At 71.1% G+C, this 15,047-nt stretch carries 12 protein-coding genes; 7 read left to right on the top strand and 5 right to left on the bottom strand.

The annotated features are described in order from the left end of the window. Positions 1–343 precede the first annotated feature (343 nt). The 3 genes from ACFY29_RS28740 to ACFY29_RS28730 all read left to right on the top strand — a co-directional run bounded on the left by ACFY29_RS28740 (position 344) and on the right by ACFY29_RS28730 (position 3,131). Positions 344–1,555 carry a low temperature requirement protein A gene (locus ACFY29_RS28740; RefSeq protein ID WP_386991197.1) on the top strand — a complete coding sequence of 404 codons (1,212 nt, stop codon included), beginning with the start codon at positions 344–346 and terminating at the stop codon, positions 1,553–1,555. A gap of 625 nt (positions 1,556–2,180) precedes the next feature. After that, entirely contained in the window at positions 2,181–2,561 is a 381-nt protein-coding gene (locus tag ACFY29_RS28735) for a VOC family protein (protein WP_386991195.1), read from the top strand. 426 nt (positions 2,562–2,987) lie between these two features. After that, a complete protein-coding gene (locus ACFY29_RS28730; RefSeq protein WP_386991193.1) occupies positions 2,988–3,131 on the top strand; it encodes a hypothetical protein in 144 nt (47 codons plus the stop codon). Between the two features lie 287 nt (positions 3,132–3,418). Here ACFY29_RS28730 and metH read toward each other — a convergent pair whose 3' ends face one another. Next, entirely contained in the window at positions 3,419–6,919 is a 3,501-nt protein-coding gene (gene metH / locus ACFY29_RS28725; protein ID WP_386991553.1) for a methionine synthase, read from the bottom strand. 275 nt (positions 6,920–7,194) lie between these two features. On the opposite strand from metH, the gene ACFY29_RS28720 reads away from it, so the two are divergent. The 3 genes from ACFY29_RS28720 (at position 7,195) to ACFY29_RS28710 (ending at position 10,483) form a co-directional block, all read left to right on the top strand. Next, complete coding sequence (locus tag ACFY29_RS28720; protein ID WP_386991191.1) at positions 7,195–8,064, top strand: PAC2 family protein; 870 nt, start codon at positions 7,195–7,197, stop codon at positions 8,062–8,064. Between the two features lie 145 nt (positions 8,065–8,209). Next, entirely contained in the window at positions 8,210–9,001 is a 792-nt protein-coding gene (locus tag ACFY29_RS28715) for a GntR family transcriptional regulator (protein ID WP_328426651.1), read from the top strand. A gap of 822 nt (positions 9,002–9,823) precedes the next feature. After that, on the top strand, positions 9,824–10,483 hold the full coding sequence (locus tag ACFY29_RS28710; RefSeq protein ID WP_386991189.1) for a C39 family peptidase: 660 nt from the start codon (positions 9,824–9,826) through the stop codon (positions 10,481–10,483). 100 nt (positions 10,484–10,583) lie between these two features. Here ACFY29_RS28710 and mshC read toward each other — a convergent pair whose 3' ends face one another. From mshC to ACFY29_RS28690, 4 genes are all read right to left on the bottom strand, one after another. Continuing rightward, on the bottom strand, positions 10,584–11,822 hold the full coding sequence (gene mshC / locus ACFY29_RS28705; protein ID WP_355607893.1) for a cysteine--1-D-myo-inosityl 2-amino-2-deoxy-alpha-D-glucopyranoside ligase: 1,239 nt from the start codon (positions 11,820–11,822) through the stop codon (positions 10,584–10,586). A gap of 66 nt (positions 11,823–11,888) precedes the next feature. Further along, positions 11,889–12,707 carry an SCO1664 family protein gene (locus ACFY29_RS28700; protein WP_355607891.1) on the bottom strand — a complete coding sequence of 273 codons (819 nt, stop codon included), beginning with the start codon at positions 12,705–12,707 and terminating at the stop codon, positions 11,889–11,891. Then, positions 12,704–13,288 (bottom strand): DUF3090 domain-containing protein, encoded by a 585-nt coding sequence (locus tag ACFY29_RS28695; protein ID WP_109819168.1) that lies wholly within the window; start codon positions 13,286–13,288, stop codon positions 12,704–12,706. The genes ACFY29_RS28700 and ACFY29_RS28695 overlap by 4 nt, the downstream gene beginning before the upstream one ends. A gap of 118 nt (positions 13,289–13,406) precedes the next feature. Beyond that, the gene (locus ACFY29_RS28690; RefSeq protein ID WP_355607888.1) at positions 13,407–14,129 is read right to left on the bottom strand and encodes an MSMEG_4193 family putative phosphomutase; all 723 of its coding nucleotides are present in this window, start codon (positions 14,127–14,129) and stop codon (positions 13,407–13,409) included. A gap of 163 nt (positions 14,130–14,292) precedes the next feature. On the opposite strand from ACFY29_RS28690, the gene ACFY29_RS28685 reads away from it, so the two are divergent. Then, complete coding sequence (locus ACFY29_RS28685) at positions 14,293–15,021, top strand: YoaK family protein (RefSeq protein WP_386991187.1); 729 nt, start codon at positions 14,293–14,295, stop codon at positions 15,019–15,021. Positions 15,022–15,047 lie beyond the last annotated feature (26 nt).

Genomic DNA, 15,047 nt, shown 5'->3' with positions numbered 1-15,047 from the left:
CGCTATGGACCGGTGTTGACCGCTGCATCGGGCACACATCGGGCACGACGACCGCTTCGGTGCGAAAGAACGATCGCGGCTCAACGGCATGCCAGGATGCGCTTGCACCGGCCGCGGCTTGCCACACGCCTCATACCACCGCACGGTCCGCTCCGAACCTCTTTGTCCGTACCTCGTTGCACACCGCCCGCAGGGTGCTACGACTGGCCGATAGGCGAAAACCGCAGCGCCCAGTCCAGCGCGCGCGGGTTGGTCCTCGCGCGCGGACCGTTCGCTCACCGTTCCGTGGCGCAGGGCGGCGCCTAGCGCACTGGACCGGTCGGCAGGACGGGGCGAATCGGTAGTGGGGACACGCGAGCTGAAGCATCTCCTGCACAAGGGTGAGGAGACGCACCGAGCGACGTTCCTGGAGCTCTTCTTCGACCTGGTCCTCGTCTTCGCGCTCAACCGGATCACCACTCGGGCGGTCGGGGATTTCGCCGCCGACCCCGGCACACTGGGCGTGATCTTTAGCGACGTCGGCAAGACCCTCGTCCTGCTGCTCGCCCTTTGGGCCATCTGGCACGTCACGGCCTGGACCACCAGCCGGTACAACCCCCGCCACGAGGCGATCCAACTCGTGGTCATCGTACGGCTGTTGGCCGCCATGGTGATGGGCGTGGCGATACCGGGGGCGTTCACCGACCGGGGCCTCGCCTTCGCCGCCGCCTACGTGACCGCACAGGTGTTCCATCCCCTGGTCCTAGCGATCATGCTTCGCGGTTCGGAGCGGCAGAATCTCAAGCTGCGGATGCTGATCACGTTCAGCGCCACCGGCATCTTGTGGATCGTCGGGGCGCTGGTGCCACCGGGGTGGGGCCGAGGAGCGCTTTGGGCGCTTGCCCTGGGCATCGAGTTCGGGGCCGCGCGATTCGGCTGGCCGGTGCCCGGCCTGGGCCGCTCTCCGCTTTGGAAATGGGAAATCCAGGGCGAGCATCTGGCCGAGCGCTACCAGTCGTTTTTCCTCATCGCCCTCGGCGAGTCGGTGCTGGTCATCGGCCTAACCTACAGCGACAACAGCTTCAGTGCCGGCCGGACGATCGCGTTCGCAGCGGCGCTGGCCACCACGGTGCTTATCTGGCGAATCTACTTCTACCGGGCCGGCCAGGTCCTGCCGGAGGCGGTGAGCAAGAGCAAGCAGCCGGCCAGGTTGGGCCGGTCGACCGCCGACTCACACATGATCATGCTAGCCGGCATCGTGACGACCTCCATTGGCTACGAACTCACCATCGACCATCCGTACGGGGAGGTGCCACCGCCCTGGCTAGCGGTGGTCCTCGGCGGGCCAGCGCTGTTCATGGTCGGTCGGTCGCGCTTGGAGTACGAGGTGTTCGGCCGAGTATCGCGCGCCCGGATCGTCGTGCTGGTCGTGTTGGTCGCTCTCTTCCCGCTGTTGATGCCGACGAGACCGCTGGTGGGACTCGTCGCCGCCGCCCTGGTGCTCGGCGGGGCGGCAGTCGCCGATTGGCGGCGGGCGCGAGGGGCGCCGCCCGAGCCAGCCAAACCAGGCAAATAGAACTCTGGCGTTTCTAGGGTGTTTGGACTGCCTGTCGCCCTACCTGAGCCGGCAGGACGTGCCCGTAGGTATCGGCCGTCATCCGGATTCTGGGGTGCCCTAGCAACTCCATCACCGTCCGCAGTTCCTCGCCCTAGTCGAGCAGGAACGTCGCGAAGGCGTGTCGCAGGTCGTGCAGGTGCAGCCAGTCCAGGCTCGCCAGGCTGCCTCGGCAATCGACCGGCTGTTGGGCGAGGAGGGGACGGCGTGACGGCTTGCTGCACGAATGGCTGTACTCGGGACCGAGATCAACCGGTGTTTGTGCTGGTGGAGCCCAGGGGACTCGAACCCCTAACCCCTGCCTTGCAAAGGCGGCTCCACACAGTTGATGCTTGCTGATCAATGCCGACGACTGGTGTTGTCGTCCGGGACTTTGCTGTCCCGTACCAACGGTTGACGGCTGTTGTCGCGCGTCTCGCTGACTTCCTGCTGACTGACGACCGTCAGGGCTCAGCCCGACGGGCACCCTCGTCCAGCCCCGCTCGCCTCGCCCGGTACGATCGCGGGCTTGTTCACACTGCAGGGAGCCCATGATATCCGCGTGCGGCCGCCCCGGCAGTTCCCATGCTGAGAGTAGGTTTCGTCAATGGCATGCCGTATCGGTGAGCTCGTGCTCAAGTGCCGCGACCCCGAGGTGCTGGCGCGGTTCTGGTGCGAGGTCCTGGACTTCATAGTGCTCGATCGCGAAGAGGGGGTCTACATCGAGATAGGCCCGCGCGAAGGGTTCGGCGGCCCGCAGCCGACGGTCTTCCTCATCCGCAACGACGAGCCGAAGAACGGGCATGCCCGGCTGCACATCGACGTCAACCCCACCGACCGCGATCAGGACGCCGAGCTCGAGCGCCTCCTGGCCGCCGGGGCCAAACTCGTCGACATCGGTCAGCCTGCGGATGCGTCCTGGCACGTCCTCGCCGATCCAGAAGGCAACGAGTTCTGCCTGCTCAAGCGCCGCCTCGACCCACTCTGACGGCCCTTGCCCAAACGATCGACGCAGCCGCCACCCCGCAGCCGCCGACAAGATCTGGCGACCCCATCAATAGCTGGGGGGCCGGGTGGATGCTCGACCCGCCCCGTGTCGCATGCGTGTTGGTGAGGCATTGACCCAGCCAGCGGAACCTCGCCATCCCGTCGCCGTCGACCCGCCCTTGTGGGAGCGGGCCGCCGTCGGGGCCGCCACGTCAAGACGGCCTTGACGCACGGACGGAAGCTGGCGGTCCCGGCGGCGGTCTGCTCGGCTCGCCCCGGGTCTTCGGCGGTGGGATGGCGCTACCGCAACCACCCACGGACCGCGACCCGCCGACGGAGCCCCGGCCATCCTGGAGCCGGAGCGCCCCCGCCGGAGGCGCACTAGCCGCAACCCCGCGACCGCCGCCAGCTCGCCGACGCGGCCGGCATGCGCTCCCTTACGCCGCGCGGGCACGTGGCCGCGCGGCCCGGCCGGCTGCCGGCCCACCCCTCACTCGTCAACGATCTGTCGTTCTGCGGCGGCCCACCGGGCTTCCCGCTGTCCGCGCCAGCCGCCGGGCGTCAGGCGTGACGGCCGCAGAGCGACAGCGGCGCGGCCGGCGCGCGCCCAGGCGGCGGCGCGTGCGGCCCGTCAAGGGCCGCCTTGACCTACCTCGGCCACGCCGACCCGGGATTCACTCTGCGGACCTACACACACCTGCTGCCGACGACCGTACGCGCCGGGCCATTGATGCGGCGTTCGGTGAGAACCAGGCCGCCGAGGACGGCCCGGAAGCCGTTGACGGCCTGGAGACGGCATGATCATGATTCAGCGGCCTTCCGGGCGACCTGAAGTGCAGGTCAGGGCACCTGCGGCCGTTACTTGGCGTTGAAGTAGCTTGCCTCCGGGTGGTGGACCACGATGGCGTCAGTAGCCTGCTCCGGCATGAGCTGGAACTCCTCAGACAGCTCCACCCCGATCCGCTCCGACCCGAGCAGCTCCACGATCTTCGCCCGGTCTTCCAGGTCCGGGCAGGCCGGGTAGCCGAACGCGTACCGGCAGCCCCGGTAGTCGTTGCGCAGCAGGCCGGCCAGGTCCGCCGGGTCGCCATCGGCGACCGTGCGACCGTCGGGCAGGGTCAGCTCGGCGCGGATGCGCCGATGCCAGTACTCGGCGAGGGCCTCGGTGAGCTGCACGGAGAGCCCGTGCACCTCCAGGTAGTCGCGGTACTCGTTGCGGGCGAACAGCTTGGCCGCGTACTCGCTGACCGGCTGGCCGACGGTGACCAGCTGCAGCGCGACCACGTCGAGCTGGTCGCCCTTGGGCCGGAAGAAGTCCGCCAGGCAGAGCCGCCGCTCCTGCCGCTGCCGGGGGAAGGAGAACCGGGCCCGCTCCGCGTGCCCGTTCTCGTCCAGCACCACCAGGTCGTTGCCTTCGGAGTACGCCGGGAAGTAGCCGTACACCACGGCGGCCTCCAGCACCTGGTCGGCGATCAGCCGGTCCAGCCAGTAGCGCAGCCGCGGGCGGCCCTCGGTCTCCACCAGCTCGTCATAGGACGGTCCGTTGCCGCCCCGGGCGCCGTTCAACCCCCACTGCCCGCGGAAGGTCGCCCGCTCGTCGAGCAGCGCCGCGTAGTCGGCCATCGGCACACCCTTGACCACCCGGGTGCCGAAGAACGGCGGGGTGGGCACCGCCACGTCCGCGGCCACGTCGGAGCGGACCGAGGAGTCGTGCAGCTCCGGCAGCGACTCGGTGACCATCGACCGCTGCCGTTCCCGGCGGGCCCGACGGGCCGCCAGGGCCGCCTCGCGTTCCGGATCGATCACCGGGGCGCCGCCGCGCTTGGCGGTCATCACCCGGTCCATCAGGGACAGCCCCTCGAACGCGTCCCGCGCGTAGTGCACCTGCCCGGGGAACATCGACCGCAGGTCGTCCTCGACGTACGCCCGGGTCAGCGCCGCACCGCCCAGCAGCACCGGCCAGCGCTCCGCGACGCCGCGGGTGGCCATCTCGGCGAGGTTCTCCTTCATGATCACGGTGCTCTTGACCAGCAGCCCGGACATGCCGATCGCGTCGGCCCGGTGCTGCTCGGCGGCGTCCAGGATGGCGCTGATCGGCTGCTTGATGCCGATGTTCACCACCTCGTAGCCGTTGTTGGACAGGATGATGTCGACCAGGTTCTTGCCGATGTCGTGCACGTCGCCGCGTACGGTCGCCAGCACGATGCGGCCCTTGCCGCCGTCCTCCGCGGTCTCCATGTGCGGCTCCAGGTAGGCCACCGCGGTCTTCATCACCTCGGCGGACTGGAGCACGAACGGCAGCTGCATCTGCCCGGAGCCGAACAGCTCGCCGACCACCTTCATGCCGTCCAGCAGGATGTCGTTGATGATCGACAGTGGGGCCCGGCCGCCGGCCATCGCGGCGTCCAGGTCGGCCTCCAGGCCGTTGCGCTCACCGTCGATGATCCGCCGCTTGAGCCGCTCGTCCAGCGGCAGCGCCGCCAGCTCCTGCGCCCGGCTGGCCCGGGCGCTGGTCACGTCGACTCCCTCGAAGAGCTCGAGGAAGCGCTGCACCGGGTCGTACCCCTCGCGGCGCCGGTCGTAGACCAGGTCCAGGGCGACCTCGCGCTGCTCGTCAGGAATCTTCGACATCGGCAGGATCTTGCTGGCGTGCACGATCGCCGAGGTCAGCCCGGCCTGTACGCACTCGTGCAGGAACACCGAGTTGAGCACCTGCCGGGCCGCCGGGTTGAGCCCGAAGGAGATGTTCGAGATGCCCAGGGTGAAGTTGACCCCCGGGTATTGGCGGGCGATCTCCCGGATCGCCTCGATCGTCTCGATGCCGTCGCGGCGGGTCTCCTCCTGCCCGGTGGCGATCGGGAAGGTCAGCGCGTCGATCAGGATGTCGGCGCGGTCCATCCCCCAGCGGCCGGTCAGGTCGTCGATCAGCCGCGCCGCGACCCGGACCTTCCACTCCCGGGTACGCGCCTGCCCCTCCTCGTCGATGAGCAGCGCCACCACCGCCGCGCCGTGCTCGCGGACGACCGGCATCACCCGCGCGTAGCGGGAGTCAGGACCGTCGCCGTCCTCGAAGTTCACCGAGTTGACCACGCACCGACCGCCGAGCATCTCCAGCCCGGCCTCGACGACGCCCGGCTCGGTGGAGTCCAGCATGATCGGCAGCGTCGACGCCGTGGCGAACCGGCCGGCCAGCTCCCGCATGTCCTGGGTGCCGTCACGGCCGACGTAGTCCACGCACAGGTCGAGCAGGTGCGAGCCGTCGCGCGCCTGACTGCGGGCGATCTCCACGCAGGCCCGCCAGTCCCCGGCGAGCATCGCATCCCGGAACGCCTTGGAACCGTTGGCGTTGGTCCGCTCCCCCACCATCAGCACCGACGCGTCCTGGGCGAACGGCACCGGGTGGTAGACCGAGGAGACGCCCGCCTCGTGTTGCGGCTCGCGGGCCGTGGCGCTGACGCCGTGCAGCCGCTCGGACAGCACCCGGATGTGCTCCGGGGTGGTGCCGCAACAGCCGCCGACCAGCGACACGCCGTACTCGGTGATGAACCGCTCCAGCGCGTCGGCCAACTCGACCGGAGTGAGCGGGAAGTACGCCCCATCGGCGGTCAGCACGGGCAGGCCGGCGTTCGGCATCACCGAGAGCGGGATCCGCGAGTGCTGCGACAGGTACCGCAGGTGCTCGCTCATCTCCGCCGGGCCGGTGGAGCAGTTCAGCCCGATCAGGTCCACCCCGAGCGGCTCGATCGCCGCCAGCGCCGCACCGATCTCGCTGCCCACCAGCATGGTGCCGGTGGTCTCCACGGCGACGTGGCAGATGATCGGCACCGGCTGGCCCAGCTCGGCCATCGCCCGCTTCGACCCGACCACCGCCGCCTTGACCTGGAGCAGGTCCTGGCAGGTCTCGATGATCAGCGCGTCCGCGCCGCCGGCGATCAACCCCGCGGCGTTCTCCTGGTACGCGTCACGCAGGGTGGCGTAGGCGGCGTGCCCGAGGGTGGGCAGCTTGGTGCCCGGACCGATCGAGCCGAGCACGAACCGGGGTCGCTGCGGGGTGCTGGCCGCGTCGGCGGCCTCCCGGGCGATCCTGGCCCCCGCCTCGGACAGCTCCCGGATGCGGTGCGGGATGTCGTACTCGGCGAGATTGGCGAGGTTGGCACCGAACGTGTTGGTCTCCACACAGTCCGCGCCGACGGCCAGATAGGCGTCGTGCACCCCACGCACCACGTCCGGCCGGGTGACGTTCAGGATCTCGTTGCAGCCCTCCAGCCCGTCGAAGTCGTCAAGCGTGAGGTCCGCGGCCTGCAGCATCGTGCCCATCGCACCGTCGGCGATGAGGATCCGGTCGGCCAGCACATCCATCAACGAAGTCCGCACCCGTTCAGGTTAGTGCGGGCTCCGCCGTACCAACTGCCCTCCACCCCCGATCCCATATTGTGTCAGGGGGATCACCTGTCCAGTTCGCCACTGTATGACCGCTTGACGGTCTGCCCGACCGGCGCGGCCGACGGGCCGCACCCCCGCCCGCCACGTAGGCTGACGGACGTGAAGCACAACAGGGACACCGCCGTGCCCGACGGCCCGATGACCGGGTGCGGTCCCGGTGCCGGCTGCGACGAGCAGGGTGAGGTGACGGCGTGACCGAGTTCGACGGACTGCCGGTGCTGCGGTCCCCGGTGGCCATCGCCGCGTTCGAGGGCTGGAATGACGCCGCCGACGCGTCCACCGCTGCCGTCGAGCACCTCGAGCAGGTCTGGAACGCCCGGCAGGTCGCCGAGCTGGATCCGGAGGACTTCTACGACTTCCAGGTCAGCCGCCCCACCATCACGATGGCCGATGGGGAGACCCGTCGGGTGGAGTGGCCGACGACCCGGTTCATGGTGGCCAGCCCGCAGGGCACCGAGCGGGACGTGGTGCTGATCCGGGGCATCGAGCCGAGCATGCGCTGGCGGACGTTCTGCGAGCAGGTGCTGGAAATCTGCCACAGCCTTGAGGTGGAGCGGGTGGTCCTGCTCGGCGCGCTGCTCGCCGACGTGCCGTACACCCGGCCGCTGCCGATCAGCGGCAGCGCGTCCGACGCCGAGGCCGCGGAGCGCTACCAGCTCACCCCCACCCGGTACGACGGGCCGACCGGCATCGTCGGCGTGCTGCACGACGCGTGCACCCGCGCCGAGGTGGACGCCGTCTCGTTCTGGGTGCACGTGCCGCACTACGCCAACAACCCACCCTGTCCGAAGGCCACCCTCGCCCTGCTGCACCGCGTCGAGGAGGTCGTCGACCTGCCGGTGCCGATGGCCGACCTGGCCGAGGAGGCCGCCGAGTGGGAGCAGCGGGTGCGCAGCGCCGCCGAGCAGGACGCCGAGCTCGGCGAGTACGTCCGTGAGTTGGAGGAGCGGGTCGGCGACGAGGGAATCACCCCGCTGACCGGTGACGAGATCGCGCAGGAGTTCGAGAAGTACCTGCGGCGCCGGGGCGGCTCAGCCGGCCCCACCGCCGGTTCCTGGTAGCGACTCCTACCCCGTCTCGTGCGGGCCCCGGACCTGTGTCCGGGGCCCGTTTTCGTGTTTGCGGTCCTGTTTTGGCGTGTCTGGGGTGGCGGCGTCACACCCGCTAAGGCATCCTAGGAACCTAGCTGTGATCAAGGAGGCGGATGTGCAGATCAACCCCGGGGCCGCCGAGTTCCCGCACCGACAGATCGCCACGCAGCTCAAGGCCCAGGTCCGCCGCGGCGACTGGGGGCCGGGCGAGCGACTGCCGTCCATCCCGGCCATCGCCGAGATGTTCGGCGTCGCCAAGCAGACCGTGCAACGCGCCGTCGACCAACTGCGGGTCGAGGGCATCCTGATCACCAAACCCGGATCCGGTACGTACGTCCGGGGCACCCGCCGCCGGCTCAACCGGCTCTCCCGCGGCCGGTACGGCGGCTTCCGCGGCTACCACACCGATTTGGCGGCCCGGTACCGCCAGCAGCTCGTCTCGGTCGGCCGCTCCCCCGCCCCCGCCGAGGTGGCCGACGCGTTCGGGGTGCCCGACGGCACTGACCTGCTCTGCCGTCGGCACCTGGTACGCACCGACGACTCCCCCGTCGAGGTGGGCGCCTCCTGGTTCCTGCCCGCCGACACCGCCGGCACCTCGCTGGAGCGCGCCGAGGCGTTCGGTCGACCGCTCTACCAGGAGGCCGAAGAGGCCACCGGGCGGCGCTACGTCTCGGCCACCGACACGATCAGCGCCCGCCAGCCCAGCCGGGAGGAGGCCGAGACCCTCCAGATCCGGCCGGACACGCCGGTGCTGCACCTGCTGCACGTCGCCTACGACGGTCACCGCAAGCCGATCGAGGTCGCCCAGGCCACCTGGCCCGGCCCGATGACCACCCTCACCGAGGAGTACCAGGTCCCCGGCCCCACCCCCGACCCGGAACCCGACCCCGGCCTGGTCCTGGGCTAACCCTCGCAGACCGGCCTTTCGCCCGCGCGCCGCGCGCCATCGGGTCGATCCCGGCCCCCGGCCGCTAGCGCCCGGTTAGAAGACCAGCAGCCGGGCGCGTCAACGACGGGGGCCATCCGCACTGTTGAGCGTGATACCTGAGAGTCATATTGATACCTCACAGTCATCACGCTCAAAAGCACACCCGCCCGCCGAGCGGCGGCGGCCTCCTAGGTCTGCGCACTTTCCGGGAAAGTGTGGCCTCGGTGCGTCGGCAGGCAACACTTTCCGGGAAAGTGCGCGGCTCAACGCCGGTCGACGTGGGGCGGGCGGGTGGGCGTGATGTCCGGTTCGGGATCGAGCCCGAGGGTGTGACGCGCTCGGGCAGATCGCCGGTTGAGTCCCGGTTGTGGGGCGGACGGGTGGGATGGGGTTGTCGGCCCGTGGCGGGCTGGGGGTGTCGTCCCGTTTGGGGTGGGCCGTCCCGTGGTCGGGGCCACCCTCAGCGTGGAATCGGGGGCCGGCCCGGGTCGTTATACCTGGCATGCGACCGTGGCCCCCTGGCCCGGTGCGCGGCAGCCGCCGGGAACACCGGCCAGGCCGCCCCGGTTACATCCCCCTGTAGCCAGCCGCCAGCCGCCGGGAACACCCGCCAGGCCGGCACGGTTACATCCCCCGTAGCCAGCCGCCAGCCGCCGGGAACACCCGCCAGGCCGGCACGGTTACATCCCCGGAACCCCGAGCAGGTCCCCACCGATCGCCGGACCGTTCCCCCCTTCTTGAACTTCCTTGACGCGGCACCCCCCTGCCGCGTGCACCCCCGATGCAGAGGAGCACGCCATCATGCGTACCGATCTGATTCGTAAGACCGCTCTGACCGCTGCTGGACTCGCCTTCACCGGCGGTGCGATCGCCGGTCCGGTGACCGCTGCCTACGCCGCGTCGGATGCCAAGCCCGCCAGCCAGACCCAGTCGGACCGGAAGCCGTCGGGTGAGCGTCAGCTGGGCGTGCGCTACGAAGCGCAGCCGAACTTCTACTACTGCGGCCCCGCCGCCGCCCGCAACGCCCTGTCCGTGCAGGGCAAGGACATCAGCGTCGACGCCATGGCCAAGGAGATGGGCACCACCGAGGCCGGCACCAACTCCATCAACGACATCACCCCGGTCCTGAACAAGGAAACCGGTAAGAACGACGCCTACCGCAGCGTCGAGATCAGCACCCCCAACGCTGACAGCAAGCAGACCGACAAGCTGCGCACCGACGTCGTCAAGACCGTCGACGACGGCCGGGCAGTGGTCGCGAACATCGCCGGCACCAGCGTCGACACCGACGGCACCAGCCACTCCTTCGAGGGTGGGCACTACATCAGCGTCGTCGGCTACCGCGACAACGGCAACATCGTCAAGATCGCCGACTCCGCCGACCCGAACCAGGCCTCCTACGAGGTCACCGTCGAGCACCTCGCCGACTGGATCGCCACCCGCGGCTACGCCACCAGCTGACACCCAGCAACCAACAACGAAGGGCCGGACCCCACCAGGGGCCCGGCCCTTCGTCACGTCCAAGTCAGGGACAGGTGGGCGCGCGGGGGCCGGGCAGGTGTTAGAGGCGGATGCCGAGGAGGGCATCCACGGTGTTGGCGAAGAGGGCCGGGGCGTCGGGGTCGTCGGTGGCGCCGGCGAGGGTCGCGTCCGCCCATCGGTCGGCAACCGCCAGGGCACCAGGTGTGTCGAGGTCGTCGGCGAGCCGCTCGCGTACCCCGGCCAGCAGCTCGGCACCGGACGGCCCGGCGGGCGCGGCGGCGGCCCGCCGCCAGCGGCCCAGCCGCTCCTGCGCCGCGCTCAGCAGCTCGTCGGTCCAGGTGCGGTCGCTGCGGTAGTGCCCGGAGATCAGCGCCAGCCGGATCGCCATCGGGTCGAGCTTGTCGGCGCGCAGCCGGGAGACGAAGACCAGGTTGCCCCGAGACTTGGACATCTTCTCGCCGTCCAGGCCGATCATCCCGGCGTGCACGTAGTGCTGGGCGAACGGCGCCTGGCCGGTCAGCCGCTCGGCGTGCGCGGCGGACGCCTCGTGGTGCGGGAACAGCAGGTCGTTGCCGCCGCCCTGCACGTCGATCCGGTCGCCGAGCAGGTTCAGCGCGATCACCGCGCACTCGATGTGCCAGCCCGGGCGGCCCGGGCCCAGCTCCCCGCCCGGCCAGGACGGCTCACCCTCGCGGGCGCCGCGCCACAGCAGCGGGTCCAGCGGGTCGCGCTTGCCGGCGCGGTCCGGGTCCCCACCGCGCTCCGGGAAGATCTCCAGCATCTGCTCGCGGGTCAGGTTGGACTCGTAGCCGAACCGGGGCGTGGAGGAGATGTCGAAGTAGACGTCGCCGGTGCCGTCGTCGAGCCGGTACGCGGCCCCGTCCTTGAGCAGCACCTCGACCTTGTCGGCGATGTCCGGGATCGACTCGACCGCGCCCACGTAGTGCGCCGGCGGGATGATCCGCAGCGCCTCCATGTCCTCCCGGAACAGGGCCGTCTCGCGCATCGCCAGGACCACCCAGTCCTCGCCGTCCCGGGCGGCCCGCTCCAGCAGCGGGTCGTCGATGTCGGTGACGTTCTGCACGTAGCGCACCGGGCGGCCGGCGTCGCGCCACATCCGCTGCACCAGGTCAAAGGTGATCATGGTGGCGGCGTGGCCGAGGTGGGTCGCGTCGTACGGGGTGATGCCGCAGACGTACATGCTTCCCGCGTCGACCGGCTCACTGGGGTGGACACCCTGCCGCGCCGAGTCGTACAACGCCAACGGCTCGCCCCTGCCCGGCAGCCGTGGCACCTCGTGTCCCGCCCAAGACTCCATGGCCTCAGCCTAGCCAGCCCTAAGGCGACCCCGTGCCGCCCCACGGGTGATCAAGATGACAGTGGATCACATGGGCGGCCAGGGCACCGCCGGCCAGTCCTCCGGCGGCTGCGGGAAGCGGCCGGTCTGCCGCAGCCCGTCGACGCGGGCGGCCAGCTCGGCGATCTCGCTGATCGTCAGGTGGTCGGCCAGCTCCGCGCCGAGCGCTCCGGCGACCTGCCCGGCGAGCCCGTCGAGCATCTCCACGGCATCCGCCGGCAACTGCTTCCCGGCCCAGCCCCAGAGCACCGTGCGCAGCTTGTCCTCGACGTGGAAGCTCACCCCGTGGTCCACGCCGTAGATCCGGTCGTCGGCGCCGACCAGCACGTGGCCGCCCTTGCGGTCGGCGTTGTTGATCACCGCGTCGAGCACCGCGAGCCGGGCCAGCCGGGGGTCTTCGGCGTGCGCCAGCACATACGCGGCGCCGTCGTCGTCACGGGCCGCGGCGATCGGGAACCAGCGCGGTGGCAGCTCCTCGGCGGGCACGAACCCGACCAGCGGCTCGGCGTCCGCCGGCTCGTCGATCCAGAGCTGGCAGGAGCCCGGGCCGAACGGGCCGTCCCGCAGCACGGTGGGTGGCACCAGGTCCCAGCCGGTAGCCCGGGACACCAGGTACGCCGAGACCTCCCGGCCCGCGAGGGTGCCGTCCGGGAAGTCCCAGAGTGGGCGCTCGCCACGGACCGGCTTGTAGACGCAGCGGGCGGAGAGCCCGTCCAGCGTCAGGATGCCGCGGAGGGTGGTGTTCGACGCGTCGACCAACCGCCCCTCCAGGTCGAGCGTGCCGTCGCGCAACAGTCGCAGCGCGGCGTCGCCGTCCTGGCGAGGCTGGAGGCCGGACGAGGTCACCGGTGATAACCGTTGTGCCGCGGGCAGAGGTGCCCGGCGGGGTCCAACGGCTGGCCGCAGAGCGGGCACGGAGGCCGGCCCGCGTTCACGACTCGCCGGGCCCGCTCGATGAACTGGCGGGTGGCCTGCGGGGTGAGCCGGACCCGGAGCCGGTCCAGGTCCTCGTCCGGCTCGTCGTCCTCGTCGTCGTCCTCGTCCTCGTCGTCCTCGTCGCCCAGCTCGACTTCGGCTTCCACCTCACCTGCGGCGATCGCCTCGATCACCACGGTCGCGGTGTCCACGTCGAAGGCCAGCCCGAGGGTCCCGACCCGGAACTCCTCGTCGACCGGAGTGTCCAGTGGCTCGTTGTCGCCCACGACCGGCGCCAGCTCGGGCAGGTCCACCCCGAAGCGCCGTTGCGCCTCGGTGAGTAGCTCCTCCAGCTTCTCGGCGAGCAGGGACACCTGGACCTTCTCCAGCGCGACGCTGACCAGCCGGCCGCCGCCACGGGCCTGCAGGAAGAACGTGCGCTCCCCCGGCGGCCCGACGGTCCCGGCGACGAACCGCTCCGGCGGTTCGAAGGCGTGCACCTGGTGGGTCATACCCACGACCCTATCCGGCCCGCCATGGCATCGCGCACCCCACCGACGCGAATCACCGCGCGGCCCGCCGCGCCCGGCGCACCGGGCCTCGCACCCGGGCGTGGCGGACGCCGGCCGGTCACCGGCCCGCCCCCGCGCCGCCGCCGACCGGCGCGTCGGAGTCGGCCGCGCCGGCCGCCCGCGCCGCCCGGCGGCGCCGCTTGCTCGGCGGCGGCACCAGCCCGGCCAGGTCGCCCCCGGTGTCGTTGAGCCGCACCAGGAACGGCCGCAGCGTGGTGTACCGGATCGCCGTCACCGACGCCGGGTCGGCCACGATCCGCTGAAAAAGATCCAGGTGTACGCCGAGCGCGTCGGCCACGATCGCCTTGATCACGTCGCCGTGGCTGCAGGCCAACCAGATTGCCTCCGGACCGTGCTCGGCCGTGACCCGGGCGTCCCAGGTCCGCACCGCCGCGACCGCCCGTGCCGCCATCGCTGCCATCGCCTCCCCCTCCGGGAAGACCGCGGCGCTCGGGTGCTGCTGGACGACCGGCCAGAGCGCCTCCTTGGCCAGTTTCTTCAGTGGCTGACCCTCCCAGGCTCCGTAGCCGCACTCGATCAGCCCCTCCTCCACCACCGGGGCCGCCTCGGGCAGCGCCAGCTCCAGGGTCTGCCGGCACCGGATGAGCGGGCTGGTCACCACCGCCGCGAGCGGCACCGGCCGCAGCCGCTCGCCGACCGCGGCCGCCTGGGCCCGGCCCGTCTCGTCCAACTCGACCGGCTGGCGGCCGGCCAGGCCGCCGTCCGCGTTCGCGGTCGTCCGGCCGTGTCGCAGAAGCAGAAGGGTCGCCACGGGGACCACCCTATGACCTGCGCCCGACCGGGGGCGCCGCCCTCCGGCGTGCGCCAGGTCCGCGCCGCCCGGTGCCGTCTCGGCGCGAAAACGGCAGGAGACGCCAACACACCGGTAAAATACCTAATGCCTGGCTTGTCCGGGTCCTCGCCTGGAGGGTGTGTGGACTGCGATGGGGGACTCGGCATCCGCGCGGCCCTCGATCACGTCGGACCCGCAGGACGTGTACCGGGAGTTCCGGCACCCGATCCTGGTCCTCGCCGTCACCACCGGCATCGCCGGCTTCGTGGACGCCTTCGCCTTCCTGCGCTACGGCGCATTCGTCGCCAACCAGTCGGGCAACGCCGTCCTCCTGGGCATCGGCCTGGCCGGAAGACACGCCGCCTGGCCCGAGTCCGCGGCCTCACTGATCGCGTTCGCCGCCGGGACGGGCGTGGTCTCACAGGTACGAGCGGCACGGAGCCGATGGTCGCCGTCCTTCCGGGGACTCGCCTGCGCCGTGGTCACGATGGCGCTCTGGGCGGCGCTCAACGCCCTGCTCCACCACGGTCGGCAGGGCGGGCTGCCACGGATCGCGCTGGCCGCCGCCGGCGGCTTCGCCATGGGCGCGCTGGCGACACTGTTCGTCCGCACCGCCGGGATCGCCACCGCCATCACCTACCAGTCGGGCACGGTGGCGAAGATCGGCGAACGCATCGAGCGGTGGCTCGCCGGCCCGGGCACCGGCCGGCGGCGGGCCAGACAGGGCACCCTTTTCGGGCTCCTGGCACTGACCTGCTACGCCGCCGGCGGTGGCCTCGGAACGGTGGCGCAGGGACAACCGCTCTGGGTGCCGGCCTGGGGGGCGCTCGCCCTGTCCGCCCTGTCGCTCCTGGTCCGCTCCGGACGGTCCGTGAGGTGACGGAGGCTGGCATCGCCCCCGTACCG

The organism is Micromonospora sp. NPDC000668 (assembly GCF_042897975.1).
In the GTDB taxonomy this organism is placed as follows: domain Bacteria; phylum Actinomycetota; class Actinomycetes; order Mycobacteriales; family Micromonosporaceae; genus Micromonospora.
This window is presented reverse-complemented; position numbering and strand designations above follow the sequence as displayed.

What these genes read in the sequence shown, in the direction of transcription:
- ACFY29_RS28735 (WP_386991195.1), top strand. Translation starts at nt 2,181, where the DNA reads ATGGCATGCCGTATCGGTGAGCTCGTGCTCAAGTGCCGCGACCCCGAG.
- ACFY29_RS28730 (WP_386991193.1), top strand. Translation starts at nt 2,988, where the DNA reads ATGCGCTCCCTTACGCCGCGCGGGCACGTGGCCGCGCGGCCCGGCCGG.
- metH (WP_386991553.1), bottom strand. Translation starts at nt 6,919, where the DNA reads ATGGATGTGCTGGCCGACCGGATCCTCATCGCCGACGGTGCGATGGGC.
- ACFY29_RS28710 (WP_386991189.1), top strand. Translation starts at nt 9,824, where the DNA reads ATGCGTACCGATCTGATTCGTAAGACCGCTCTGACCGCTGCTGGACTC.
- mshC (WP_355607893.1), bottom strand. Translation starts at nt 11,822, where the DNA reads ATGGAGTCTTGGGCGGGACACGAGGTGCCACGGCTGCCGGGCAGGGGC.
- ACFY29_RS28695 (WP_109819168.1), bottom strand. Translation starts at nt 13,288, where the DNA reads ATGACCCACCAGGTGCACGCCTTCGAACCGCCGGAGCGGTTCGTCGCC.
- ACFY29_RS28685 (WP_386991187.1), top strand. Translation starts at nt 14,293, where the DNA reads ATGGGGGACTCGGCATCCGCGCGGCCCTCGATCACGTCGGACCCGCAG.